This is a genomic window from Lysobacter sp. SCRH-1R (genome assembly GCF_057747855.1).
Genome location: NZ_CM173227.1, coordinates 3013799 through 3038491, shown reverse-complemented (window position 1 = coordinate 3038491; position 24693 = coordinate 3013799). Strand labels below are relative to the sequence as shown.

Annotated in this window: 21 protein-coding genes and 2 tRNA genes; 19 read left to right on the top strand and 4 right to left on the bottom strand. The window is 65.8% G+C overall.

Translation table 11 applies throughout. From position 1 onward, the window contains the following. Window positions 1–18: 18 nt before the first annotated feature. Window positions 19–597, bottom strand: coding sequence for a superoxide dismutase (locus tag AC3ANK_RS13945; RefSeq protein ID WP_206861331.1), 579 nt, complete (start codon window positions 595–597; stop codon window positions 19–21). A 157-nt stretch (window positions 598–754) separates the two neighbouring features. Between AC3ANK_RS13945 and grxD the strand changes: the two genes are divergently transcribed. The 5 genes from grxD to ppnN all read left to right on the top strand — a co-directional run bounded on the left by grxD (window position 755) and on the right by ppnN (window position 7404). Next, complete coding sequence (gene grxD, locus AC3ANK_RS13940) at window positions 755–1075, top strand: Grx4 family monothiol glutaredoxin (protein ID WP_206861330.1); 321 nt, start codon at window positions 755–757, stop codon at window positions 1073–1075. Further along, on the top strand, window positions 1072–1848 hold the full coding sequence (locus AC3ANK_RS13935) for an SDR family NAD(P)-dependent oxidoreductase (RefSeq protein ID WP_484171464.1): 777 nt from the start codon (window positions 1072–1074) through the stop codon (window positions 1846–1848). Before grxD ends, AC3ANK_RS13935 begins: the two co-directional genes overlap by 4 nt. Window positions 1849–1858: 10 nt before the next feature. Next, entirely contained in the window at window positions 1859–2455 is a 597-nt protein-coding gene (locus tag AC3ANK_RS13930; RefSeq protein WP_484171463.1) for a YhgN family NAAT transporter, read from the top strand. A gap of 284 nt (window positions 2456–2739) precedes the next feature. Next, on the top strand, window positions 2740–5904 hold the full coding sequence (locus AC3ANK_RS13925) for a TonB-dependent receptor (RefSeq protein WP_484171462.1): 3165 nt from the start codon (window positions 2740–2742) through the stop codon (window positions 5902–5904). Window positions 5905–6018: 114 nt separating this feature from the next. Continuing rightward, on the top strand, window positions 6019–7404 hold the full coding sequence (gene ppnN, locus AC3ANK_RS13920) for a nucleotide 5'-monophosphate nucleosidase PpnN (protein ID WP_206861327.1): 1386 nt from the start codon (window positions 6019–6021) through the stop codon (window positions 7402–7404). Between the two features lie 65 nt (window positions 7405–7469). Here ppnN and AC3ANK_RS13915 read toward each other — a convergent pair whose 3' ends face one another. Next, window positions 7470–8525, bottom strand: coding sequence for a sensor histidine kinase (locus AC3ANK_RS13915; RefSeq protein WP_484171461.1), 1056 nt, complete (start codon window positions 8523–8525; stop codon window positions 7470–7472). Window positions 8526–8693: 168 nt separating this feature from the next. Here AC3ANK_RS13915 and AC3ANK_RS13910 point away from each other — a divergent pair, with 168 nt between their 5' ends. The 7 genes from AC3ANK_RS13910 to AC3ANK_RS13880 all read left to right on the top strand — a co-directional run bounded on the left by AC3ANK_RS13910 (window position 8694) and on the right by AC3ANK_RS13880 (window position 16334). Then, a complete protein-coding gene (locus AC3ANK_RS13910) occupies window positions 8694–9236 on the top strand; it encodes a GspH/FimT family pseudopilin (RefSeq protein ID WP_255542050.1) in 543 nt (180 codons plus the stop codon). 77 nt (window positions 9237–9313) lie between these two features. Further along, window positions 9314–9787, top strand: a complete 474-nt coding sequence (gene pilV, locus AC3ANK_RS13905; RefSeq protein WP_206861324.1) for a type IV pilus modification protein PilV — start codon at window positions 9314–9316, stop codon at window positions 9785–9787. Window positions 9788–9789: 2 nt separating this feature from the next. Further along, window positions 9790–10878 carry a prepilin-type N-terminal cleavage/methylation domain-containing protein gene (locus tag AC3ANK_RS13900; RefSeq protein ID WP_206861323.1) on the top strand — a complete coding sequence of 363 codons (1089 nt, stop codon included), beginning with the start codon at window positions 9790–9792 and terminating at the stop codon, window positions 10876–10878. Next, a complete protein-coding gene (locus AC3ANK_RS13895) occupies window positions 10878–11426 on the top strand; it encodes a pilus assembly PilX family protein (RefSeq protein ID WP_206861322.1) in 549 nt (182 codons plus the stop codon). Before AC3ANK_RS13900 ends, AC3ANK_RS13895 begins: the two co-directional genes overlap by 1 nt. A gap of 11 nt (window positions 11427–11437) precedes the next feature. Next, window positions 11438–14776, top strand: a complete 3339-nt coding sequence (locus AC3ANK_RS13890) for a pilus assembly protein (RefSeq protein ID WP_484171460.1) — start codon at window positions 11438–11440, stop codon at window positions 14774–14776. Between the two features lie 8 nt (window positions 14777–14784). Continuing rightward, window positions 14785–15351 carry a type IV pilin protein gene (locus AC3ANK_RS13885; RefSeq protein ID WP_305062268.1) on the top strand — a complete coding sequence of 189 codons (567 nt, stop codon included), beginning with the start codon at window positions 14785–14787 and terminating at the stop codon, window positions 15349–15351. Window positions 15352–15683: 332 nt separating this feature from the next. Further along, window positions 15684–16334: a methyltransferase domain-containing protein gene (locus tag AC3ANK_RS13880; protein WP_484171459.1), complete on the top strand. Its 651-nt coding sequence runs from the start codon at window positions 15684–15686 to the stop codon at window positions 16332–16334. Window positions 16335–16654: 320 nt separating this feature from the next. Here AC3ANK_RS13880 and AC3ANK_RS13875 read toward each other — a convergent pair. Both AC3ANK_RS13875 and AC3ANK_RS13870 read right to left on the bottom strand, forming a co-directional pair. After that, a tRNA-Asn gene (locus tag AC3ANK_RS13875) sits at window positions 16655–16731 on the bottom strand. 47 nt (window positions 16732–16778) lie between these two features. Beyond that, a complete protein-coding gene (locus AC3ANK_RS13870) occupies window positions 16779–17315 on the bottom strand; it encodes a GspH/FimT family protein (protein ID WP_206861320.1) in 537 nt (178 codons plus the stop codon). A 151-nt stretch (window positions 17316–17466) separates the two neighbouring features. Here AC3ANK_RS13870 and uvrB point away from each other — a divergent pair, with 151 nt between their 5' ends. The 7 genes from uvrB to pheS all read left to right on the top strand — a co-directional run bounded on the left by uvrB (window position 17467) and on the right by pheS (window position 24636). Continuing rightward, window positions 17467–19500, top strand: coding sequence for an excinuclease ABC subunit UvrB (gene uvrB, locus AC3ANK_RS13865; protein ID WP_484171458.1), 2034 nt, complete (start codon window positions 17467–17469; stop codon window positions 19498–19500). Window positions 19501–19622: 122 nt separating this feature from the next. Further along, a tRNA-Val gene (locus tag AC3ANK_RS13860) sits at window positions 19623–19697 on the top strand. A gap of 303 nt (window positions 19698–20000) precedes the next feature. Continuing rightward, a complete protein-coding gene (gene thrS, locus AC3ANK_RS13855; protein ID WP_484171457.1) occupies window positions 20001–21902 on the top strand; it encodes a threonine--tRNA ligase in 1902 nt (633 codons plus the stop codon). Window positions 21903–21968: 66 nt separating this feature from the next. Further along, window positions 21969–22490, top strand: coding sequence for a translation initiation factor IF-3 (gene infC, locus AC3ANK_RS13850; RefSeq protein ID WP_206861645.1), 522 nt, complete (start codon window positions 21969–21971; stop codon window positions 22488–22490). Window positions 22491–22855: 365 nt separating this feature from the next. Next, the gene (rpmI, locus tag AC3ANK_RS13845) at window positions 22856–23053 is read left to right on the top strand and encodes a 50S ribosomal protein L35 (RefSeq protein WP_027083463.1); all 198 of its coding nucleotides are present in this window, start codon (window positions 22856–22858) and stop codon (window positions 23051–23053) included. Window positions 23054–23066: 13 nt separating this feature from the next. Then, on the top strand, window positions 23067–23426 hold the full coding sequence (rplT, locus tag AC3ANK_RS13840; protein WP_206861317.1) for a 50S ribosomal protein L20: 360 nt from the start codon (window positions 23067–23069) through the stop codon (window positions 23424–23426). A gap of 214 nt (window positions 23427–23640) precedes the next feature. Continuing rightward, window positions 23641–24636: a phenylalanine--tRNA ligase subunit alpha gene (gene pheS, locus AC3ANK_RS13835; RefSeq protein WP_484171456.1), complete on the top strand. Its 996-nt coding sequence runs from the start codon at window positions 23641–23643 to the stop codon at window positions 24634–24636. Window positions 24637–24693 lie beyond the last annotated feature (57 nt).

The window sequence follows — 24693 nt, the reverse complement described above, 5'->3', positions numbered from 1 at the left end:
TCGAAACGCGACGCGAACTTACTTCAGGTTCGACGCCACGAAGTCCCAGTTGACCAGGTTCCAGAACGCCTCGACGTACTTCGGGCGGGCGTTGCGGTAGTCGATGTAGTACGCGTGTTCCCACACGTCGCAGGTCAGCAGCGGGGTGTCGTCGCCGGTGATCGGGGTGTTGGCGTTGGAGGTGCTCACCAGGCCCAGCGATCCGTCCGGACGCTGCACCAGCCAGCCCCAGCCCGAACCGAAGGTGGCGATGGAGAGCTTCGAGAACTCGTCCTTGAACTTGGCGAAGTCGCCGAAGGCCTTGTTGATCAGCTCGGCCAGCTTGCCGGTCGGCTCGCCGCCGCCGTTGGGCGAGAGGCAGTTCCAGTAGAAGGTGTGGTTCCATACCTGCGCGGCGTTGTTGAACATGCCGCCCTGCGCCTTGCGGATGATCTCCACCAGCGACAGCTGCTCGAACTCCGTGCCCTCGATCATCTTGTTGAGGTTGTCCACGTAGGTCTTGTGGTGCTTGCCGTGGTGGTAGTCGAGCGTCTCGGCCGAGATGTGCGGTTCCAGCGCGGTGCGGTCGTAGGGCAGGGGGGGCAGTTCGATGGCCATTGCGGGCTCCTGGGGGCTGGCTAGGGAATGCCGGGCGGCGCTGGTGAACTGCGCGCGTCCGCGGCTTGCGGAAGGCTTACAATTGGACATTCTATCCCCACGTTCCGTTGCCGTGCCGTCAACCGCCCGGCAACGCACCATTGCAGGAGTTGTCGCCATGTCCGTGATGGAGCGGATCCAGGCCGAGGTCGAAAGCCATCCCATCGTCCTTTTCATGAAGGGCACCGCGCAGTTCCCGATGTGCGGCTTTTCCAGCCGCGCGGTCCAGGCGCTCAAGGCCGCCGGCGCGACGCAGCTGCATACGGTCAACGTGCTGGAGGATCCGGAGATCCGCGCGAACCTGCCGCGCTATTCGAACTGGCCGACCTTCCCGCAGCTCTTCATCCACGGTGAGCTGATCGGCGGTTGCGACATCACGCTGGAGCTGTTCGAGTCGGGGGAACTGGCGCGCATGATCAGCGAGACGCAGCGCCAGTGAGTCCGTCGGAAGGTCAGGGCGCCCGGGCCGGAGCGGCGCTCGAAGGACGCGTCGTCCTGGTCGCCGGCGCGCATGGGGGGCTGGGCAGCGCGGCGGCGCAGGCCTGCGCACGCGCCGGGTCCACGGTCGTGCTGCTCGGCCGCAAGGTGCCGAAGTTGAATCGCGTGTACGACGCGCTGGCGCAGGTCGGGCCCGAGCCGCTGCTGTACCCGCTCGACCTCGAAGGCGCCAGCGCCGACGACTACGCCGAGCTCGCGCAGCGCATCGAAGCCGAACTCGGACGGCTCGACGGCGTGCTGCATTGCGCCGCCGATTTTGCCGGCCTCACGCCGCTGGCGCAGACCGATCCGGCGACGTTCGCGCGCGCCGTGCACGTGAACCTCACCGCGCCGTGGTGGCTCACGCAGGCGTGCCTGCCGTTGCTGGCGAAGGCGGAGGACCCAGCGGTGGTGTTCGTCGTCGACGACCTCGCGCGCGTCGGCCAGGCGTACTGGGGCGGATACGGCCTCGCGCAGCAGGGCCGCGAAGGCCTGGTGCGCATGCTGCACGCCGAACTCGCCAACTCGCCGATCCGAGTCGCCGGCCTGAGACCCGGCCCGATGCGCACGCCGCTGCGCGCGAAGGCCTACGTGGAAGAGAACGATCGCGCCGCCGTCGAACCGACGGCCTACGCCGCCGCCTGCGTGACGCTGCTGTCGTCCGCCGGTGCCGTCCATCGCGGACAGGTGTGGGCGCCGAAGCCCGCCGCGGTCGCGCTGACCCAGCTGCAATGACGGAACGTCCATGACCATCGCTTCCGCAGCGCTGCTGCTGTTCCTCATCCTCGACCCGCTCGGCAACGTGCCGGTCTTCCTGAGCCTGCTGCGCGGCCTGCCGCCGCAACGCCAGCGCATCGTGCTCGCGCGCGAGCTGCTGATCGCGTTCGCCGTGCTGATGATGTTCCTGTGGGGCGGCAAGTACGCGCTGGAACTGATGCACCTGCGTCAGGAGTCGGTGTCGATCGCCGGCGGCATCGTGCTGTTCCTGATCGGCATCCGCATGATCTTTCCGCCGCCGGAAGGCCTGATGGGCGAGATCCCCGACGGCGAGCCCTTCATCGTGCCGATGGCCATTCCGCTGGTCGCCGGCCCATCGGGCATGGCGGCAGTGATGCTGATGGGCAGCAACGAGCCCGAGCGCCTCAACGAATGGAGTCTCGCGCTGCTGATCGCCTGGGGCGCGACGGCGGCGATCCTGTTCTCGGCCACGCTGCTCTACAAGCTGCTCGGCCGCCGCGCGCTGACCGCCATCGAACGCCTGATGGGCATGCTGCTGGTGGCGATCTCCGTGCAGATGCTGCTCGACGGCCTGGGTACGTACCTCCAGATCTCGCCTCCATAACGCGCGCGAGTCGGCGACGCCCGATCCGGTTTTGCCGGGTCGGGCGTTTTCGCATCGGCGTTGACGCATGACGGCGGGAACCTGCGTCAGGGCAGGTTTACGGCGTGTGGCCGTTGGTGACCGCCGTCACGTCCCTGTCACACACCCCTCCTAGCCTGTTAAACTGACGTTAACCGGCGGGCTCCGGCCCGACGCCCCAGGGGGCGAAAACCATTTCCTGCTCAGGCGCGACCGGGGTCGCGCCTGACATCCCTCTTGTGAACCCTGTAATCGAGGCCATCGTAATGACCCATCCCAACCGCGTCCGCATGTCCAAGCTCACGCTTGGCCTGCTTGCCGCCCTGGCTGCCGCTCCCGTGTTCGCGCAGTCCACCTCCGCCGGTGTCGGCGGCATGGTGACGAGCAACGACGGCCAGCCGGTCGCCGGCGCCGAAGTCGTCATCACCCACGTCGAATCGGGCACGGTGAGCCGCGCCACGACCGACGCGAGCGGTCGTTACGCCGCGCGCGGCCTGCGCGTCGGTGGTCCGTACACGGTGACCATCACCAAGTCGGGCGAAGGCACGAAGACGGAAGACAACGTCTACCTCGACCTCAACAAGATCAACACGATCAACGCCGCCCTCACCGGCGACGTGACCACGCTGGACTCGGTGACCGCGGTCGCCGTCGGCGGTTCGGATGTCTTCAGCGCGACCAAGATGGGCGCCGGCACCGCCGTCTCCCGCCAGACCATCGAAGCCCTGCCGACCAACGGCGGCAACATCCAGGACTACATGCGCCTGGATCCGCGCGTGGCGTTCATCGATCGCGCCTCGGGCAGCATCAGCGCCGGCGGCCAGAACCCGCGCTACAACGCCATCCGCATCGACGGCGTGTCGGCTTCCGACACCTTCGGCCTGGAAGGCAACAACATGCCGACCCGCCGCCAGCCGGTCTCGATGGAAGCCATCGAAGCGATCAACGTCGACCTGGCCAACTACGACGTGACCATCACCGGCGCCACCGGCGCGGTGGTCGACGCGGTGACCAAGTCGGGCACGAACGAATTCCACGGTTCGGTGTACGGCTACTACCGCGATGGCGACTGGTTCGGCGACGACCCGACCGGCGCGCCGTTCAACGGCTTCACCAAGGAAGAAACCTACGGCATGACCCTCGGCGGTCCGCTGGTCAAGGACAAGCTGTTCTTCTTCGCCAACTACGAGAAGTTCAAGCAGGCCGCGCCGGGCGCCGACATCGCCAACACGCCGCTGGGCCTGGGCATCATCCCGTCGGATGATCCGGCCGAAGCGCGCGACATCGCCCTGGCCGGCAACGGCAACTTCGCGCCGTTCGACGCGGGCGACCTGAGCAGCGACGGCGACACGGACCTCGAGGAATACGCGGTCAAGCTCGACTGGAACATCAGCGACAACCACCGCGCCGACTTCCGCTACAGCAAGCTGGAGCAGAGCAAGCTGCGCCTCAACGGCTTCTTCTCCGGCAGCACGGGCGCGGCCTCGCTGAGCTCGTACTGGTACCAGCACGACAAGACCATCGAGAACTACGTCGCCCAGCTCTTCAGCGACTGGACCGATACGTTCTCGACCGAGTTCAAGGTCTCGTACCGCGACTACTCCGCGATCCGCAACACCCCGACGCAGGGCACGCCGGCGATCGAACTCGCCTACGGCGACGCGAACGACGACGGCGTCGGTCAGCGTCCGCAGCTGTACCTGGGTACGGAAACGAACTCGCAGTACAACGACCTGTTCACCAAGACCTGGAACTACTTCGGCGCCGGTACGTTCACCCTGGGCGACCATGATCTGAAGTTCGGTGCGGACTACTCGACGAACGAGATCTTCAATCTCTACGCGCCGTACGTCGACGGTTACTACACCTACAACAGCATGGAAGACTTCCGTGCCGGCCGCTGGAGCTACCGCCAGTTCCGCACCCCGCTCGGCGGCGACGTCAACAACATGGCCTCCGACTACACCTACAAGGCGATGGGTGTGTTCGTGCAGGACCAGTGGTACGTCAGCCCGAACCTGACGCTGACCTTCGGCGTGCGCGGCGATCGCTTCAAGATCGACGAGAACCCGGCGCACAACGCGCTTGCGCAGGAAGTCTACGGCTACGACAACAGCGACGTGGGCGGCGACGAGTGGCTGTGGCAGCCGCGCTTCGGCTTCAACTACACCTTCGACACCGAGCGTCCGACGCAGCTGCGCGGCGGCCTGGGCCTGTTCCAGGGCGATTCGCCGCAGGTGTGGCTGTCCAACGCCTACAACACCACGGGCCTGACCTACACGCAGGTCGAAGAGTTCGCGCAGCCGGGCGTCACCCCGTCCACGCCGCGCCAGAACGTCAACTTCATCTCGCCGGACTTCGAAGCGCCGTCGGTGTGGAAGGCCAACCTGGCGTTCGATCATGAGCTGCCGTGGTACGGCCTGGTCGGTTCGGCCGAGCTGCTGCTGACCAGCGTCAACAGCGGCCTGTTCTACAAGCGCCTGGACATCGGCGAGTCGACCGCCGCCGGCCAGGACGGTCGCGCGCTGTACTGGCGCAACCCGAACACGTTCTCGTCGGCCCGCGCCAACCGCGATCCGCGCTTCGGCGACGTGCTGCTGCTCGACACCACCGACAAGGGCGAGAGCCAGCAGTTCACGGTCAGCCTGAGCAAGCCGTGGACCGAGGCGAGCGACTGGTCCTGGTCGCTGGGTTACACCTACACCAACGCCACCGAAGTCAGCGGCCTGACCAGCTCCACCGCGACCTCGGGCTGGAACTACAACTACGTGTTCCAGGCCAACGAGGAAGTCGCTTCGACGGCTCGCTACGAGATCAAGGACCGCATCTCCGGCCAGCTGAACTGGAAGCACAAGTTCTTCGGCGACAACACCACCAGCGTCGGCCTGTTCTACGAAGGCCGCAGCGGTCGTCCGTTCAGCTACGTCTTCACCAACGACATGAACGGCGACAGCCGCACGAACGACCTGTTCTACGTGCCGAACGGCCCGGGCGACGTGCTGTTCACCGGTGGCGCGGCGATGGAAGCGGAGTTCTTCGACTGGCTCGCGCGTAATCCGGAACTGGCCCGCTACGCCGGCCAGGTGGCTCCGGCCAACGCCGGTCGCGCGTCGTGGGTGAACACCTTCGACGTCCGCATCAGCCAGGAACTGCCGGGCTTCTTCGAGGGCCACAAGTCCGAGATCTGGCTCGACATCATCAACGTCGGCAACCTGCTCAACAAGGATTGGGGCCACATCTACGACTACGGCTTCTTCGCCGACCAGACCGTGCTGCGCGCGGTGGGCATCGATCCGGCCACCGGCAAGTACATCTACAACTTCTCGCCGGACTCGGTGGAAGCTCCGGCGGTCGCCAACGCGGACGCCGACGGCTTCAACCAGGGCGTGTCGCAGTGGTCGCTGCAGCTGGGCTTCCGCTACAAGTTCTAAGTTCCAGGCGTCATCGCTGCACCGAAAACGGCCGGGTTTCCCCGGCCGTTTTCTTTTTATGGGGCAGGGGGCTAGAGTCGCAGGGCTGAAGAACGAGAACGAATGAAGAACCACATGAGCACCGCCATCCCGCTGGAAACCACCCTTCCCACCGTCAACGCCCGGATCTATCCGAAGGGCGGACTGGACGTCCTCTCGCACGCCGAGGTCGCGCGCCTGCGCGACGTCTCCACCGGCATGCACGACCTGCTGCGCCGCTGCGCGCTGGCCGTGCTGACCAGCGGCAGCGCGTCCGACGATCCGCGCGCCGCGCGCGAGCTGTATCCCGAATTCGACATCGAAGTGCACCAGCAGGATCGCGGCATGCGCATCGACCTGCACAACGCGCCGGCGATGGCGTTCGTCGATGGCGAGATCATCCGCGGCGTGGCCGAGCTGCTGTTCGCCGTGGTGCGCGATCTCGCCTACACGGCGATGGACCTCGGCCCCGACTGCGGTCGCGACCTGGAGAGCACCGAAGGCATCACCGACGCGGTGTTCGGCCTGCTGCGCAACGCGCGCATCCTGCATCCGACCGATCCGAACCTGGTCGTGTGCTGGGGCGGCCATTCGATCTCGCGCGACGAATACGTCTACACCAAGCAGGTCGGGTACGAACTGGGCCTGCGTGGGCTGGACATCTGCACCGGCTGCGGCCCGGGCGCGATGAAGGGCCCGATGAAGGGCGCGACGATCGCGCACGCCAAGCAGCGCCGCTTCAAGACGCGCTACATCGGCATCACCGAGCCGGGCATCATCGCGGCCGAATCGCCGAACCCGATCGTCAACCACCTGGTGATCATGCCGGACATCGAGAAGCGCCTGGAGGCGTTCGTCCGCATCGGCCACGGCATCATCGTGTTCCCGGGCGGCGTCGGCACGGCGGAGGAAATCCTCTACCTGCTCGGCATCCTGCTGCGCGAGGAGAACGCGAACCTGCCGTTCCCACTGATCTTCACCGGCCCGGCATCGGCGGCGCCGTACTTCGAGCAGATCGACAGGTTCATCCGCCTCACGCTCGGCGAGGCGGCGACCTCGCGCTACGAGATCGTCATCGGCGATCCCGACCAGGTGGCCAGGCGCATGGCCACGGGCATCCGCAAGGTGCGCGAGCATCGCATCGCGCAGAAGGACTCGTTCTTCTTCAACTGGTCGATCGACATTCCGCTGACGTTCCAGCGTCCGTTCGTGCCGACGCACGAAGCGATGGCCGCGCTCGACCTGCACCACGGCCGCAAGCCGCACGAACTGGCGGCGGATCTTCGTCGTGCGTTCTCCGGCATCGTCGCCGGCAACGTGAAGGAAGACGGCATGCGCCGCATCGAGCAGTTCGGACCGTTCGAGATCCACGGCGATCCGGACATGATGCAGTCGCTCGACGCGCTGCTGCGCGCGTTCGTCGAACAGCGCCGCATGAAGATCGCGGGCGAATACAAGCCCTGCTATCGCGTGGTGGCATAAGGCCTCACCGAAGGCCGGCGCGGTTGGCGCCGGCCTTCGTCATGCCGGCGCACGTGGACCGGTGATCAGGCGTCCGTCGGCAACCGCACCGTCGCGATGAACCGCCGGCCTTCCTGCTGCGTCAGCACGCTGCCGCGACCGCCGGTCAGCGCTTCGATGCGCACCTGCGAGGCGTTCAATCCGACCTGATGGCCCGGCCGGTTCTCGCCGCCGGGCGCGAGCGGGTTGATGATCCGCACGATGACGGTCTCGGGCATCGTCGACACCGCGATCTCGATCTCGCCGCCTTCGGGGCGACGTTCGATGCCGTGGCGGATCGCGTTCTCCACCAGCGGCTGGATCGACAGCGCCGGCACCATCACGTGGGGGATCTCGCGCGGCAGCTTCCATTCGATGCGCAGGCGTTCGCCGAAGCGCAGCGATTCGATTTCCAGATAGCGTCGGGCGAGCGCCAGCTCGTCCTCCAGCGAAATGTCGCGCGGCCCCGCGAGCGCCGCGCGGAACAGGTCGGCCAGGTCCAACAGCAAACGCTCGACTTCCTCCGGCCGGCGATGCACCAGCGCCGCCCCGGTGTTGAGCGTGTTGAACAGGAAGTGCGGACGGATGCGGGCCTGCAGGGCTTCCAGCTCGGACTGCTTCGCATGCAGCGCGAGCTTCTGCGCGCGCCAGTGGCTCTGGAACGCGGCGAAACCGAGCACGCCCACCGTCAACGCGATGCCGGTGAGTTGCAGCAGCAGGGTCCGTACATCGGGGAACGTTTGCGAAAGCGCCGATCCCAGCAACTGGGTGATGGTGAATGCGGCCAGCCACGTGTTCAGCAGCAGCAGCACGAGGGCGACGAGGGCGATGTGGACCGGCCTGAGCCGTTCCAGGGGCACGCGCAACACGTACAGCATCGCCAGGCTCAACAGGCAAACCCACATCGCGCCGAACGACGCCAGGCCGAAGTACACCATGCGATCCAGCGTGAGTCCCGGCGCCAAGGCGAGGACGATGGCCAGTCCCTGGCCGCCCAGCAGCGTCCAGATGATCGCCGGCGGTTGCCAGAGCGGATCGAGCGGCCTGACGGAAGAGTCGGTCTTGCGCACGGCGATGAAGGCCTGATTCGAGACGGGCATCATGCCATTTGTGTCGGATTCCGCCGCGTCCTGCCACTCGCTCCGCCCGGCGGGCCGTCCGTCGCGGCGAGCTTGGCGGCGGGTCGGGCGCTCGCTAACGTATCGCCATCAATCCGCTAGGGGGCAGGCATGGGGAGCCTTGCGAGCCGGAGCGCTCGGTCGACGGCGGGGATGGGGAAGCAGTCCGGTGTATCGCTAATTGAGCTGATGGTCACACTTGCCGTGCTCGGCGTGCTGATCGGCCTTGCGGTGCCGTCGTTCTCGCAACTCATTGCCCGCAACCGGCTGACCGCTGCAGCCAACGAATACGTATCCGCGATCCAGACGGCGCGCATGGAAGCCGTGCGTCGCAACGGGCGGGTGGTCCTGTGCCCGAGCGCCAACGGCACCACGTGCTCCGGCGCCGACTGGCAGCGCGTGATCCTGTTCTTCGACGCCGACCGCAACAATGATGCCGGCGCGGGCGACACGTTGATCCGCGATGTGGTCGCGACACAGGGCGGCATCGTCGTGAAGGGGACGGCGCCGCTGGCGACCAACAACCGGATGTGGTTCAGCGCGGACGGTTTCGTGCGCATGGGCAATCCGGTCGTGCGCAGCGCGGACATCACGCTGTGCTCCAGCGCCGTTGACAGCGGGCCGAACCTGCGCAGCGTGAAGGTCAACGTCAGCCGCGTCCACGTCGAGCCGTCCGTCGTCGCCGGCTGCAACTAGCGGCACGTGGGAAACATCTGTTCGCGAACGCACAGGACGTGCGTTCCCGACAACCTGAAAGACATCCGGGAGTTCGCATGATCCATTCGCCACCTCCGCCCCGTCGGCGGTCGCAGCAGGGCGCCACCCTGCTCGAGGTGCTGATCGCCGTGCTGATCATGGCGATCGGCCTGCTCGGCATCGCCGCCCTGCAGGCCGTGACGTTGAAGAACACCAGCAGTTCGGCCGAGCGCACGCAGGCCATCATGCAGACCTACACCATCTTCGACGCGATGCGCACCAACCGCGAAACCGCGCGCAGTGGCGGCTACAACCGCGCCTGGACCTGCGAAGCGCCGGCCGCGGGCGACGACGACGACGCGCGCGCCATCGGCGAGATCGGCGCGTGGATCTCGCAGCTCCAGGCCAACATGGGCGAGACCGCATGCGGACGCATCCAGTGCGGCACGCAGAGCTGCACGGTCGGCGTGCGCTGGAGCGACAGCCGCGGCACCGGTGCCAAGGCCGACAGGCCGGTCCAGATCGAAATCCAGACCACGAGCAGGCTGTGATCATGAAACAGACTCCCACCTCACGCAGCCGCCAGTCGGGCCTGTCGCTCATCGAGCTGATGATCTCGCTCGTGCTGGGCCTGATCGTGGTCGGCGCGGCCAGCGCGGTGTTCCTGTCGAATCGTCGCGTATACGGCACCTCCGAAACGGTGAACCGCATCCAGGAGAGTTCGCGCGTCGCCTTCGAACTCATGTCGCGCGATGTGCGCGAGGCCGGCGGCAACCCGTGTTCCTCGTCCGCCACCCTCATCAACCAGCTGACCACCGCCGACGACAGCTGGTGGCAGTCGTTCGCGCAGGGAATCCGGGGATACAACGGCGCCACCGCGACGCCCGGCACCGTGTTCGGCTCGGCCGCCGCGAACCGCGTGAACGGCACCGACGCCATCGACCTGCATCTGGCGAACACCGGCGATTACCGCGTCACCGCCCACACCAACCCGAGCGCCGAACTCGATCTGAATACCAACGCCGGCGTCACCGAAGGCGAGATCCTGATGGTGTGCAACATGGATTTCGCCCTGATTTTCCAGGCGACCGGCTTGAGTTCCACCGACAAGGTGCAGCACAACGGCGGTGGCGGCGCCGCCACGCCAGGCAATACGTGCGCGGCGTTCAAGTTCGATCGCACCGGCACCTGCTCGGTGAACCGGTATTGCATGCTGGTCCCGACCGGCGGCGCCGCGAGCGCGGAGTGCGACCTGAAGAGCGACACGCCGGCGCGCATGGCGCGGGTGGTCTCGGTCCGCTGGTACATCGGCAACAACGGTCGCGGCAGCACGTCCCTCTACCGCGCCACGCTCACGACCAAGGACAACAACGCCACGCCGGATCCGCTGGAACCGCCGGTGGAAATCGCCGAAGGGGTCAGCGGCTTGAGCATCACCTACCTGTCGAACGGCGGTGCCGCCTATCAGGCGCCCGCGGCCGTCGCGAACTGGAGCAACGTCGTCTCCGCGCGTATTTCGCTCACCTTCTCCGGCGTCGAAGGCGGCCTCGCCGCGGGCGACATCCGCGGTACCGACGGCAACCTGCTGACCCGGACCGTCGTCAACACGGTTGCCCTGCGCAACCGGCAGGGGGTGCTGTGATGCGCTCGTATTCTCCCGCGCAGCGCGGTAGCGCGCTTCCTGTCGTGCTGCTGCTGTTGCTGCTGGTCACCGTGCTGGGGCTGGCCGCGATGCGCGGTTCGCTCATGCAGGAAAAGATGACCTCCAACGCCGTCGCGCGCAGTTACTCGTTCCAGGCCGCCGAGGCGGTGCTCCGCGAGGCGGAGTCGTTCGCCCAGGCCAAGCCGGCGATGCCGGCGGCGGGTTGCAACGGCGGCTTGTGCGCGCAGCCGCTGGACGGCGCCCAGTCCGCGTGGGAAGCCGCCGGATTCTGGGACGACGGCGGAGCGGGGTACCGCATCGCCACGACGGAGTTCAAGACCGGCGATCCCGATGATCCGGTCGTGATCCGGCCGAAGTACGTGGTGGAGGACTTCGGCCTTGGGTCGATCAACTCCAACTGCTCCACCGACCTGGACGTGTCCGCCGCGCCTTGCTCGACCAAGGTGCAGCGCTATCGCGTCACCGTCTACAGCCGCGCACCCAATGGCGCGGAAGTGATCCTGCAGTCCGCCTACGAAGTACCGTGACGGAGCCGCCCATGAAAACCAAGAACAAGATTGCATCCATGTCGAGCCGCGCTCCGCTGGCCGCGTTCATCGCCACCCTGCTGGCCTTGCCCGTGCACGCCGCGACGTTCCCGAACTACCCGCTGCAGACCGGCACGAACTCCGTGCCGCCGAACATCCTGTTCATCCTGGACGATTCGGGATCGATGGAATGGCGGTACATGTACAACCCGAGCGTCAGCAGGATCTACTACGGCTCCGATGAGGTAAGCAGGCCCACCGGCAACAACAGGAGCTCAGACAGCTCCTACGATCCGTTCGACAACGACATCCGCGCGGTGTACGACCAGTCGCCGGCCACCAACACGCTCTACTACAACCCGGAGATCACGTACGAGCCCTGGCTCGGCAGCGACGGCAAGCCGATCGCCGGCGGTACCACTTACGGCAGCGCTTACAGCAGTGCCCGGAGCGCCGGCCCCGGTTCCTCCACGATCAGCCTTTACAACCAGGGCACCGCGTACTTCTACGTGTTGAAGTCAAGCACGGCCGATGCGACAGACCTCGGCAACTACGACCGCTACACCATCTCGAACAAGGGTGTCATCACGCGCTGCACGACCGTCAGCCGCAGCAACTGGGGCGGCAACTACTCCTGGTCGAAGTGCGACCCGGCGACCCCGGTGCTGAAGGATGGCACCCAGCGCAGCGAAGAGGCCGAACGCAACAACTTCGCCACCTGGTATTCGTTCCACCGCACCCGCATGAAACTCGCCAAGGCGGGCGCGAGTCGCGCCTTCGACGCGGTGGACAACGTGCGCATGGGGTTCTGGTCGCTCCACAACAATGCCGATGGCGACTTCAACATCCCGGTCAAGACGAACGAGGGAAAGTTCGAAGGCGCCAACCGCGACAAGTGGTACGAGAGCCTGCTGGACGCCGACCCGAGCGACGGAACGCCGTTGCGAAGCACGCTCGACAAGGCGGGCAAGTACTTCTCGCGAGACGATGGCGATGGTCCGTACGGCCCCAACGAGGCCGCATCGGAGCAGCTCGCGTGCCGCCAGAACTTCACCGTGTTGACCACGGACGGTTACTGGAACGGCGACAGTGGTTTCAGCATGGCCAACTACGACGGCACGGATGCAACGGACACGATCACCAGTCCCAAGCTCGACGACGGAACCACCGCGCACTCGTACACGTACAAGGCCGTCGCTCCCTACACGGACGGCCAGAGCAACACCCTCGCCGACGTGGCCATGAAGTACTGGCGCACGGACCTGCGCACCGATCTGCCGAACGTGGTGCCGCGTCCGAAGACGGGCGACGCGTTCTGGCAGCACATGATCACGTTCGGTATTTCCATCGGCCTGAAAGGCACGCTGGACCAGTCCTCCGTGGAGGAGGTGCTGGCGCAGAAGGGTGTGACCAAGGATGGCAGGACCGTGGGCTGGCCGACGCCGAGTGCTGACAGCACCAACAACATCGACGACCTGCTGCATGCCGCCGTCAACGGCCACGGCGAGTTCATCGCCGCGACCGACTCTCAGAAGTTCTACGACGCGCTGAAGGACGTGCTGGGCAAGATCGACGCGAAGCGCGCGTCGGGCTCGAACGTTGCCACCAACAGCACCTCGTTCCAGTCGAACACCCGCGCCTACCAGGCGACCTACATGTCGGGCGAGTGGACGGGCGACATGCTGGCCTACGACGTGACTGCCAAGGGGATCTCCACCACGGCGGCCTGGACGCTGTCGAAGCAGGTGGCGTTGCCGGAGAACAAGTTCGCCGATCGCGGCGTGTTCACCTGGAGCGGTACCCAGGGCACGTCGTTCCCGACCGGCGACCAGGCTACCGCACTGACCCGCACCGGCTCCATCGCGCCGGTGGAGGGCGACGACAACGCCGCCTACATCAAGGGCGACCAGTCCCTCGAGCAGTCCAAGGGTGGCAAGCTGCGTACGCGCAGCGGCCTGATCGGCGACATCGTCAATTCCTCGCCGTTCTACGTGAAGGAATCGGAGAGCATCTTCATCGGCGCCAACGACGGCATGATGCACGCCATCGATGCGCTGACCGGCAAGGTCAACTTCTCCTATGTCCCGGCCGGCCTGGATTTTGCCGCGCTGTCGACGATCAGCAAGCCCGAGTACGAACACCACTTCTTCGTGGACGGTCCCATCTCGGTGTCGGCTTACCGCCAGACCGCCGACAAGAATTACCTGGTTGGCACCCTGGGCCGCGGCGGCAAGGGCGCGTACGCACTGGATGTCACCCGGCCGTCGAACTTCAGTGCCAGGAGCGTCCTGTGGGACCACACGGCCGATGTCGACAACGACATGGGCTATGTCCTGGGCGCGCCGCTGATCACGCGCGGCAACAACAACGTGGACATCGCCATCGTCGCGAACGGTATCGACAGCGCGAACGGAAAGGCCGTGCTTTACGTCTACAACCTGACGACCGGCGCCGAGATCAAGCGCTTCGACACGGGCGTTGCCGGTGGCAACGGCTTGTCCGCTCCGCGCGGCGCCGATCTCAACGGCGACGGCAAGGTGGACTACGTCTATGCGGGCGACCTGAAGGGCAACGTCTGGAAGTTCGACATGACCGGGACCGGCGCCGGTTCCTGGACCATCTCGGGGAATGCGCCGTTCTTCACGACGGGCACCAACCAGCCGATCACCGGCGGCCTGGCGCTGGCGCGCGACCCGGTCAACCGCAACAACATCTGGGTCGCGTTCGGCACCGGCCGCCTGATCACGGATGGCGACATCGAAACGACCGACACGCAGCGCATCTATGGCCTGATGGACGACGGCACCGCCATCGTCAACCATTCCGCGCTGGTGCAGCGCTCGATCGCACTGGTGACCGACGACGGTAAGTACCGCGCGTTCGAGAAGTACTCGGCGCTCCCGACCGGCAAGCGTGGCTGGTACGTCAATCTTGGCGTTCCGACCGAAGGTGAGCGCGTCGTCAGCGGTCCGCGTATCAACGGGCGTGCGCTCTGGGTCTCGAGCATCATTCCGGAAGCAGGCAAGGGGTGCGAGTCCGGCGGTACCGGCTACCTCAACGCCCTGGACCTGTTCACCGGCACCAGCGGCGGAGACGACTCCGGCTCGTCCACCTCGTACATCGACGTCAATGGCGACGGCAACGGCAAGAACGACAACATCGGAAGCGGCGATGGCGAGTTGCCGGTGGGTTCGGTGAACCTTGGCATCGGCATGCCGACCGAGTCGAACCAGATCGACAACCTGGTGCTGGTGTGCGGCTCGGATGGCAAGTGCGGTACGGTTCCGACGCCACCGGGTGGCGGTACGCCGAAGCGGCTGTCGTGGCGCGAGCTCTACAATCGGGAGTAGCAGGGGCTTTGGAACACCTCGCCGGCGCGGCGCAGGAGCGGGCGCGCCGGCGGAGCAGCGTCGAATCCGCCGTAAGCCAGGCCGGGCTTCCACCGGGCTGGCGATCTGGAGAACGCACAGGACGTGCGTTTTTCAACTATCTGACAGGGAACCTGACAATGCGTAACAAAGCCACCGGCTTCACGCTGATCGAGCTGATGATCGTGGTCGCGGTCATCGCCGTCCTGGCGGCGCTCGCCTACCCGAGCTATCAGGCACACATCGCCAAGACGCGCCGTGTCGCCGCAGGTGCGTGCCTGACCGAGCTTTCGCACTTCGCCGAACGCTACTACACCACCAAGATGACCTACGAGGGCGCGCAGAACGAGCTGCCTGCGACGACCTGCCGCACCGAACTGGCGAATCACTACGATTTCAGCTTCGCGGCCGATCCCACGGCGTCGACCTATCGGCTTATCGCACAACCCAAGGGCGTGCAGGCGTCGAAGGAGACCAAGTGCGGAACGCTGGGCGTCAATCAGTCCGGCACGAAGGACGTCAGTGTGAGCGGCGCCGTCGCGAGCGATTGCTTCTGAAATGCAAAGGCCTGCTTCGCGCAGGCCTTTCTCGGCAGCGGCGTGACGCCGGGAAACCAGACAAAGAAAAAGGCCTGCAGTATTCGCTGCAGGCCTTTTCGAATCTGGCGCCCGAAGTTGGACTCGAACCAACGCTCTCCGGATTGGCAGTCTCAGGTTGCCTGACAGCTACGCGCTTGTTGCGTATGGGCCGACGCTAGAGCGGCTGTGCAGGACTCCGACGAGTCGGTCCGAAGCAGGCAGCTTCTGACAGCAGATCTGCGGTGCACTCCGCAGCCGTCGGGTCGGAATGGTGGCATCCTTCCCACCCAGCGTGATGCTGGGAGAAGGGCGTGTCGGCAGGAGCAATCGTTCGGAAGATCGCGGGACCGCTAGAGCGCAAACTCTGCGCCGCCTATCGCGCCGTCTTCATCAATGTCCATCGGTGCACTGAGCAGATCGTCCAGGCGATTCCCGAGAACGCCTACCTGATCGACGTGGGCGGGGGCGACGGTGAGCCGCTGAACTACCTGCTGCGCATGCGGCCGGACGTCACGGTCGCCATGCTCGACCTCCGCGCCCAGATAGGCATGTTCCTGGACCCTGATGTCCGCGAGCGCGTCACGCTCCACCCCAGCACGTCGCTCGCCGCGTACCGCGCCCAGGCCGGCCGCCGCGCCGACGCGCTGCTGGTGAGCGATGTGATGCACCACGTGCCGTCGCAAGGACGCGCCGAGTTCATTCGCGACTGCCTCGCGCTGCTCAAGCCGAACGGCGTGCTGATCGTGAAGGATGTCGCCCCGGGCGGCCTGATCTCCCATCTCGGCGTTCTGGCCGACCGGTACATCACGGGCGACCGGCATGTGGCCCTGATGGAACCATCGGAGCTCGTCGCCCTCGTGGAGGGCTCCGGCGATCTGCGCATGAGTGGTGTACTCCTCGACCGCCGCGAGCATCCGAACTTCGCGATAGCCTTCCAAGGCCCCGCCGATCGCCTCGCATGATTCGGGACGGGTCGGCGTGCGATGCCGGGATGTCCGGTCTCGGCTACCTGATCACCACGGCCATTGATGAGCCACCAACGTCTACCAGCGGTGGTTCGCGGCCCTGGACATGGTCGGGTCGTCCGACGGCTTGAAGCTTGGCCGTGCCTTCGTCTGCAGCCGTGCCGGAACGAGTCCATCTGAAGACGATCCAGGTGAGCACAACTATGGCGACGACGGTTCCCTCCACGCGGCGACGTCGCCCCTGAATCGGATTTCGGACACGCCCCGTTTTCGCGACACAACAAAAAGGCCCGCATCGCTGCGAGCCTTGATGTGCTTGGCGCCCGAAGTTGGACTCGAACCAACGACCCCCTGATTAACAGTCAAGTGCTCTAACCGGCTGAGCTATTCGGGCGGGGAGCGACATTGTAATGCCTCCAGCAGTAGGGTCAAGCCTGCCCCTTACGGTTCTGGTGCGCATTCCTGGAGCCTGGTCGGACGCTCGGAACGTGCTCGTCCGCCGTTGTTGACGACAACCCTGCCGAGTTCGCGATGGTCCCCGAGGCGACATATTCGCAGGGTGACATTGCTGCCGGCGCTGAAGCCGCTCGGCTGGTAGCGAACCAGGTGTCGGCCCACGGTACTGCGGACCGAAATGCCGGACAGATCCGGTGTCGCGTGCTGGAGGATTGCGTCCGTCCCCGCCGGCACGCCGTTCCGCGCGCGGTCGATGAAGGTGATCCAGCCCTGATCCCAGATCAGGTCCTTCCGGCATTGGCGTCCGTCGCGGCTCGGGCAGACGCCGACGGTGATGCGGCGGCTGACTGCCGAAAGCCGGGCGTGCGCCAGCGACGTGGTGAGGGCGCTGAATGCGCCATGCACCCGCACGCGCTCCAGCGCGCCCATGAAGGCGGGCACGCCCAGCGTCAGCAGCACGGCGGTGACGGCGACGACCACCAGCAATTCCAGCAGCGTGAGGCCGTTCGCGCGTGCTGCCATGGTTCAAATCCGTTCAGATAAACGGAAACCAGTATTCGTACGAGCCATCGCCGACGGCAGCGGGCGAGCGCCCGGCGAAGGGTAGGGAAACGCCGTTCCCGCCCCCATCCATAAAGCCCACTACACTGAGGAATTTTCCGGAGCCATGCCGATGAACGACAGCCTCCATCCCGCCGGATTCCAGCTCGTCTCGCCGTACCAGCCCGCCGGCGACCAGCCGCAGGCGATCGAGCGGCTGGTGGCGGGCTTCGAGAACGGGCTGGCGGCGCAGACGGTGCTGGGCGTGACCGGTTCTGGCAAGACGTTCACCGTCGCCAACGTCGTCCAGCAGGTGCAGAAGCCGACGATCGTGATGGCGCCCAACAAGACGCTCGCCGCGCAGCTGTACGGCGAGTTCAAGGCATTCTTCCCGAACAACGCGGTGGAGTATTTCGTCAGCTACTACGACTACTACCAGCCGGAAGCCTACGTGCCGTCCTCGGACACGTACATCGAGAAGGACAGCTCGGTGAACGAGCACATCGAGCAGATGCGTCTTTCGGCGACGAAGGCCCTGCTGGAGCGCCGCGACGCGTTGATCGTCTGCACCGTGTCGGCGATCTACGGCCTGGGCGATCCGAACGAATACTTCCGCATGGTGCTGCACATGGTGCGTGGCGAGCGCATCGACCAGCGTGAGCTGATCCGTCGCCTCACCGAGATGCAGTACACCCGCAACGACACCGAACTGCGTCGCGCGACCTACCGTGTGCGAGGCGAGGTGGTGGACGTGCATCCGGCCGAAAGCGATGCCGAGGCGTTGCGCATCGAGCTGTTCGACGGCGAGATCGAACGCCTCACGCTGTTCGATCCGCTCACCGGAGAGTCGCTGCGCACCGTGCCGCGCTACACCATCTACCCCGGTTCGCATTACGTGACCACGCGGCGCACCGTGCTCGACGCGATCGAAACCATCAAGGAAGAACTGCGCGAACGCCTGGAGCAGCTCTACGCGCAGAACAAGCTCGTCGAAGCGCAGCGCCTCGCGCAGCGCACGCAGTTCGACCTGGAGATGCTGGCCGAAGTGGGCTACTGCAACGGCATCGAGAACTACAGCCGCCACCTCACCGGCCACATGCCCGGCGAGCCCCCGCCGTGCCTGTTCGATTACCTGCCGCCGGACGCGCTGCTGGTGGTCGACGAATCGCACGTGACCGTCCCGCAGATCGGCGCGATGTACAAGGGCGACCGCTCGCGCAAGGAAACGCTGGTGGAATTCGGTTTCCGCATGCCGTCCGCGCTCGACAACCGCCCGCTGCGATTCGAGGAATGGGAAGGCCGTTCGCCGCGCGCGATCTACGTCTCCGCGACGCCCGGTCCGTACGAACTGCGCAAGTCGGAGGACCAGATCGTCGAATTGGTGGTACGGCCCACCGGCCTGATCGATCCGGAAGTGGAGATCCGCCCGGTCGCCACGCAGGTCGACGACGTGCTGGGCGAAATCAACGAACGCGTGAAGATGGGCGATCGCGTGCTGATCACCACGCTCACCAAGCGCATGGCGGAGAACCTCACCGAATACCTCGGCGAACATGGTGTGCGCGTGCGTTACCTGCACTCCGACGTGGACACGGTCGAGCGCGTGGAGATCATCCGCGACCTGCGGCTGGGCAAGTTCGACGTGCTGGTCGGCATCAACCTGCTGCGCGAGGGCCTGGACATGCCGGAGGTGTCGCTGGTGGCGATCCTCGACGCGGACAAGGAAGGCTTCCTGCGTTCGGCGGGCTCACTGATCCAGACCATCGGCCGCGCCGCGCGCAACGTGCGCGGCAAGGCGATCCTGTACGCCGACCGGATCACGAAGTCGATGCAGGCGGCGCTCGACGAGACCGATCGCCGTCGCCAGCGCCAGGTCCAGCACAACCTCGAGCACGGGATCACGCCGCGATCGGTCGCCAAGCCCATCGTCGACATCATGGAAGGCGCACGCGCCGAGCCCGGCGAGGCCGCGAAGGGGCGCGGCAAGGGGAAGAAGGTCGCCGAAAGCATGGCCGACTACGCCAAGCTCACCCCGGCGCAGTTCGCCGCGCGCATCAAGGCGCTCGAGCAGCAGATGTACGAGCACGCGAAAAACCTGGAGTTCGAGGAGGCCGCGGCCGTGCGCGACCAGCTGCGGCAGCTGAAGGACGCCGGATTCGCCGCCTGAACCGGCCGCAGCGGTCCGGTGCCGCCGACCTGTTGCCGCAGCGGGGCCGACGGTTTACACTGCGCGCCCCTCGACGAGCGGTTCGCGGCGGGGGGAATCCGGATGAAGTCCGGCGAAATTCCGGGCGGTTAGCTCAGCGGTAGAGCACTACCTTGACATGGTAGGGGTCACAGGTTCGAACCCTGTACCGCCCACCACTACACAGTGGTTCGAACGGCGCGATCCTCACGGGTCGCGCCGTTCTTCTTTTCCGGGCCAGCCAGCGATCGCCGGCGTTGACTTGGCCGCCAGCAGCCCCAACACTTCCCGCATTCCCGGGCGATCGCCCGAACCACGAAACGAAGGTGGCCCGCGGCATACCGCCGGCCGAGCGTGCGACATGAGCACTACCATCGCCCACCGCTGAGCGCCCACGACGCCCTTCCAGACGGCGCCGCGGCGCCGTTTTTCGTTTTCCGGTTCCCCATATCAGCCAGCCGCGCACCGCGCGCCCGCATCCCATGATCGCCATCACGCTCCCCGACGGCAGCCGCCGCGAGTTCGAAAATCCCGTTTCCGTGGCCGAAGTGGCCGCCTCCATCGGCGCCGGCCTGGCGAAGGCCGCGCTCGCCGGCAAGGTCGACGGCAAGCTGGTCGACACCAGCTACCGCATCGCCAACGACGCCTCGCTCGAGATCGTCACCGACAAGCATCCCGACGCGCTCGACGTCCTGCGCCACTCCACCGCGCACCTGCTCGCGCAGGCCGTGCAGCGCCTGTACCCCGGCGCGCAGGTCACCATCGGTCCGGTGATCGACAACGGCTTCTACTACGACTTCGCCTACGAGCGCCCGTTCACGCCGGAAGACCTGCCGGCCATCGAGGCCGAGATGCAGAAGATCGTCAAGGAATCGCTGCCGGTCTCGCGCAGCGTGAAGTCGCGCGACGACGCGGTGGCGTTCTTTCGCGGCCTGGGCGAGGCGTACAAGGCGGAGATCATCGAATCGATCCCGGCGAGCGAAGACCTCTCGCTGTACAGCCAGGGCGAGTTCACCGACCTGTGCCGCGGCCCACACGTGCCGTCCACGGACAAGCTGCGCGCGTTCAAGCTGATGAAGGTGGCTGGCGCGTACTGGCGCGGCGACCACAACAACGAGATGCTCAGCCGCATCTACGGCACGGCGTGGCTCAACGACAAGGACCTCAAGGCGTATCTGACGCAGCTGGAGGAAGCCGAGAAGCGCGACCACCGGAAGATCGCCAAGGCACAGGACCTGTTCCACCTGCAGGAAGAAGGCCCCGGCCTGATCTTCTGGCATCCGAAGGGCTGGTCGATCTGGCAGGTCGTCGAGCAGTACATGCGCCGCGTGTACCGCGAGACGGGCTATGGCGAGGTGCGTTGCCCGCAGATCCTCGACGTGTCGCTGTGGCAGAAATCCGGCCACTGGGACAACTACAAGGACAACATGTTCTTCACCGAGTCCGAGAAGCGGACCTACGCGCTGAAGCCCATGAACTGCCCGGGCCACGTGCAGGTGTTCAACCAGGGCCTGCACAGCTACCGCGACCTGCCGATCCGCTACGGCGAGTTCGGCGCGTGCCATCGCAACGAGCCTTCGGGCGCGCTGCACGGCATCCTGCGCGTGCGCGGCTTCACGCAGGACGACGGCCACATCTTCTGCACCGAGGACCAGATCGAGTCCGAAGTGCGCGCCTTCCACGAGCAGGCGCTGAAGGTCTACGGCGATTTCGGCTTCACCGACATCCAGATCAAGATCGCGCTGCGCCCGGACTCCCGCCTGGGCGACGACGCCACGTGGGACAAGGCCGAGAACGCGCTGCGTTCGGCGCTCAGTGCCGCCGGCGTGGAGTGGCAGGAGCTGCCGGGCGAGGGCGCCTTCTACGGCCCGAAGATCGAATACCACCTGCAGGACGCCATTGGCCGCACCTGGCAGCTGGGCACGATGCAGGTCGATTTCATGATGCCTGGCCGCCTGGGCGCCGAATACGTCGACGAACACAGCCAGCGCCGCCACCCGGTGATGCTGCACCGGGCCATCGTGGGCTCGATGGAGCGCTTCATCGGCATCCTGATCGAGCACCACGCCGGCCAGTTCCCGGCCTGGCTGGCCCCGGTCCAGGCCGTGGTCATGAACATCACCGACGTCCAGGCCGACTACGTCGACGAAGTCCGGAAAACCCTTGCAAATCAAGGCTTCCGGGTCCATTCCGATTTGCGCAACGAGAAGATCGGCTATAAGATCCGCGAGCACACGCTGCAGCGCGTGCCTTACCTGCTGGTAGTCGGCGACCGCGAGAAGGAAAACGGCCAGATCGCCGTCCGCACGCGGGGAGGGGAGGATCTGGGGACGATGACCGTCTCCGATTTCGCCTCGCGTTTGCGCAGTGAAGGCGTACAGTAGCGCCTGCAGCCAGACCTGACCCCGGCCGCCACGGCGGCCGGCACGTTCCATACCGGAGATTGCAACATCAGTACCCCCGAGAAGCCGAATCGCAAGAACCAGGAAATCCGCGTCCCGCGCGTGCGCGTGATCGGCAGCGATGGCGAGATGATCGGCGTGCTCACGCGCGACGAAGCGCTGCGCATGGCCGAGGACGAGGATCTGGATCTTGTGGAGATCCAGCCGAACGCCGATCCGCCGGTCTGCAAGATCATGGACTTCGGCAAGTTCCGCTTCGAGCAGCAGAAAAAGGCCAACGAGGCCAAGAAGAAGCAGAAGCAGGTCGAGATCAAGGAACTCAAGTTCCGTCCCGTGACCGACGAGGGCGACTACCAGATCAAGCTGCGCAACATGCGCCGCTTCCTGGAAGAGGGCGACAAGGTCAAGGTCAACATCCGCTTCCGTGGCCGCGAGATGAGCCACCAGGAACTGGGCCGCGAGATGGCCGCACGCATCGAGGCCGACCTCGGCGAGGACATCGTCATCGAGTCGCGCCCGCGCCTGGAAGGCCGCCAGATGGTCATGATGATCGCGCCGAAGAAGAAGTGAGCCTCGCGTCGGCTCCCGCCTGCGGGAGCGGACCAGGCAATGAGAGAGGGGCGCCGGAAGGCGCCCTTCGTTTTGCAGGGGCGGGCTGCGGCCCCGGCCGGCAGGCGGATCGGACAGAATCGACCCGCAGCGCCGCCTTCGCGCCAAACCCGCTGATTTTCAAAGAAAAGATTTGCAACCCGCCCGCCGGCCCCGCATAATGTGCGGCCCGGTTCGCCGGGTTTGTTGTTGCTGTATCACGGAACCTGTCTTGATCCTCCGCGTATTTTCTTGAGGATCAATGACTTACAAGCCGGCAGGGCAGGACGGAAAGAGTGGCCATGCCACCGCCCACGCCAGTCATCGAAATCCGAAAGGACATCGCAATGCCCAAGATCAAGACCAATCGGGCGGCGGCCAAGCGCTTCCGGAAGACCGCTTCCGGCAAGTACAAGTGCGGCCACGCCAACAAGAGCCACATCCTCACCAAGAAGGCGACCAAGCGGAAGCGCAACCTGCGGCAGACGAACCACGTTCGTGCCGAGGACGCAGGCCGTCTCGATCGCATGCTGCCGTATCTCTGAGGAGGGCTGAACAATGGCACGAGTCAAGCGTGGCGTGCAGGCGCGCCGTCGTCACAAGAAGATCCTGAAGCAGGCCAAGGGCTACTACCACGCCCGTCGCAAGGTTTTCCGCGTCGCCAAGCAGGCGGTCACGAAGGCACTGCAGTACGCCTACATCGGTCGCAAGCAGAAGAAGCGCAACTTCCGTTCGCTGTGGATCACCCGCATCAACGCGGCTGCCCGCATCAACGGCCTGAGCTACAGCCGTTTCATGAACGGCCTGATGAAGGCCGGCATCACCCTCGACCGCAAGGTGCTGGCGGACATCGCCGTGCACGACGCGCAGGGTTTTGCGGCGCTGGCAGAGAAGGCGAAGGGCGCGCTCGCAGCGTAAGTTGTTCGCTTCACCGCGCGCCGGCCACGGTCGGCGCAGGTCGAATGCACAACGCAATACACGCATGGGGAAGGGCGCAAGTCCTTCCCCATGTTTCGTTTTGGGTGCCCGCATCGCGAACTGCGCGCCGGTATCGTCAATGCCGCGCGCGCGGCCGATAGCGGTGAACGACGGGCTTCAACGCAACACAACGATCGAAAAGGTTCGGCAGCACATGACCGGAATCGAATCACTGACCCAGCAGGCGCTGGCCGACATCGCCGCGGCGGAAACGCCGGACGCGATCGAAGCCCTTCGTGTGTCGCTGCTGGGCAAGAACGGCAGCGTGACCGCGCAGCTCAAGCAGCTGGGCGCATTGCCGGCCGACCAGCGCAAGACCGCCGGCGAAGCGATCAACAAGGCGCGCGACGAGCTCACGGCCGCGCTGACGCAGCGCCGCACCGTGCTCGACGACGCCGCGCTCAATGCGCGCCTGGCGTCGGAAAGCATCGACGTCACGCTGCCCGGCATCGACTCCGCGCGCGGTGGCCTGCATCCGGTCAGCCGCACGATGGAGCGCATCGCCGACATCTTCGGCCGCCTGGGCTTCGAGCTCAGCAACGGGCCGGAGATCGAGGACGACTGGCACAACTTCGAAGCGCTGAACTTCCCGCCGCACCATCCGGCGCGCGCGATGCACGACACGTTCTACTTCGGCGACGGCCGCCTGCTGCGCACGCACACCTCCGGCGTGCAGGTGCGCTACATGCAGGAACACCAGCCGCCGCTGCGCATGATCGCGCTGGGCAAGGTGTACCGCAGCGACAGCGACCAGACGCACACCCCGATGTTCCACCAGTGCGAAGGCCTGCTGGTCGACGAGCACGCCAGCTTCGCCGACCTCAAGGGCACGCTCACCGAATTCGTGCGCGCGTTCTTCGAGCGCGACTTCGAAATGCGCTTCCGCCCGAGCTATTTCCCCTTCACCGAACCGTCGGCCGAAGTGGACATCGCCTGGCAGCAGCCCGACGGTTCGACCCGTTGGCTGGAAGTGCTCGGCTGCGGCATGGTGCATCCGAACGTGCTGCGCAACGTCGGCATCGATCCGGAGAAGTACACCGGCTACGCGTTCGGCCTCGGTGTCGAGCGTTTCGCGATGCTGCGTTACGGGGTCGACGACCTGCGCAGCTTCTTCGACAACGATGTGCGTTTTTTGAAGCAGTTCGCCTGAAGCGGGAACCGGGAATGGGGAATGGGGAATCGTAGAAGCGAAACCCATCACCGCATT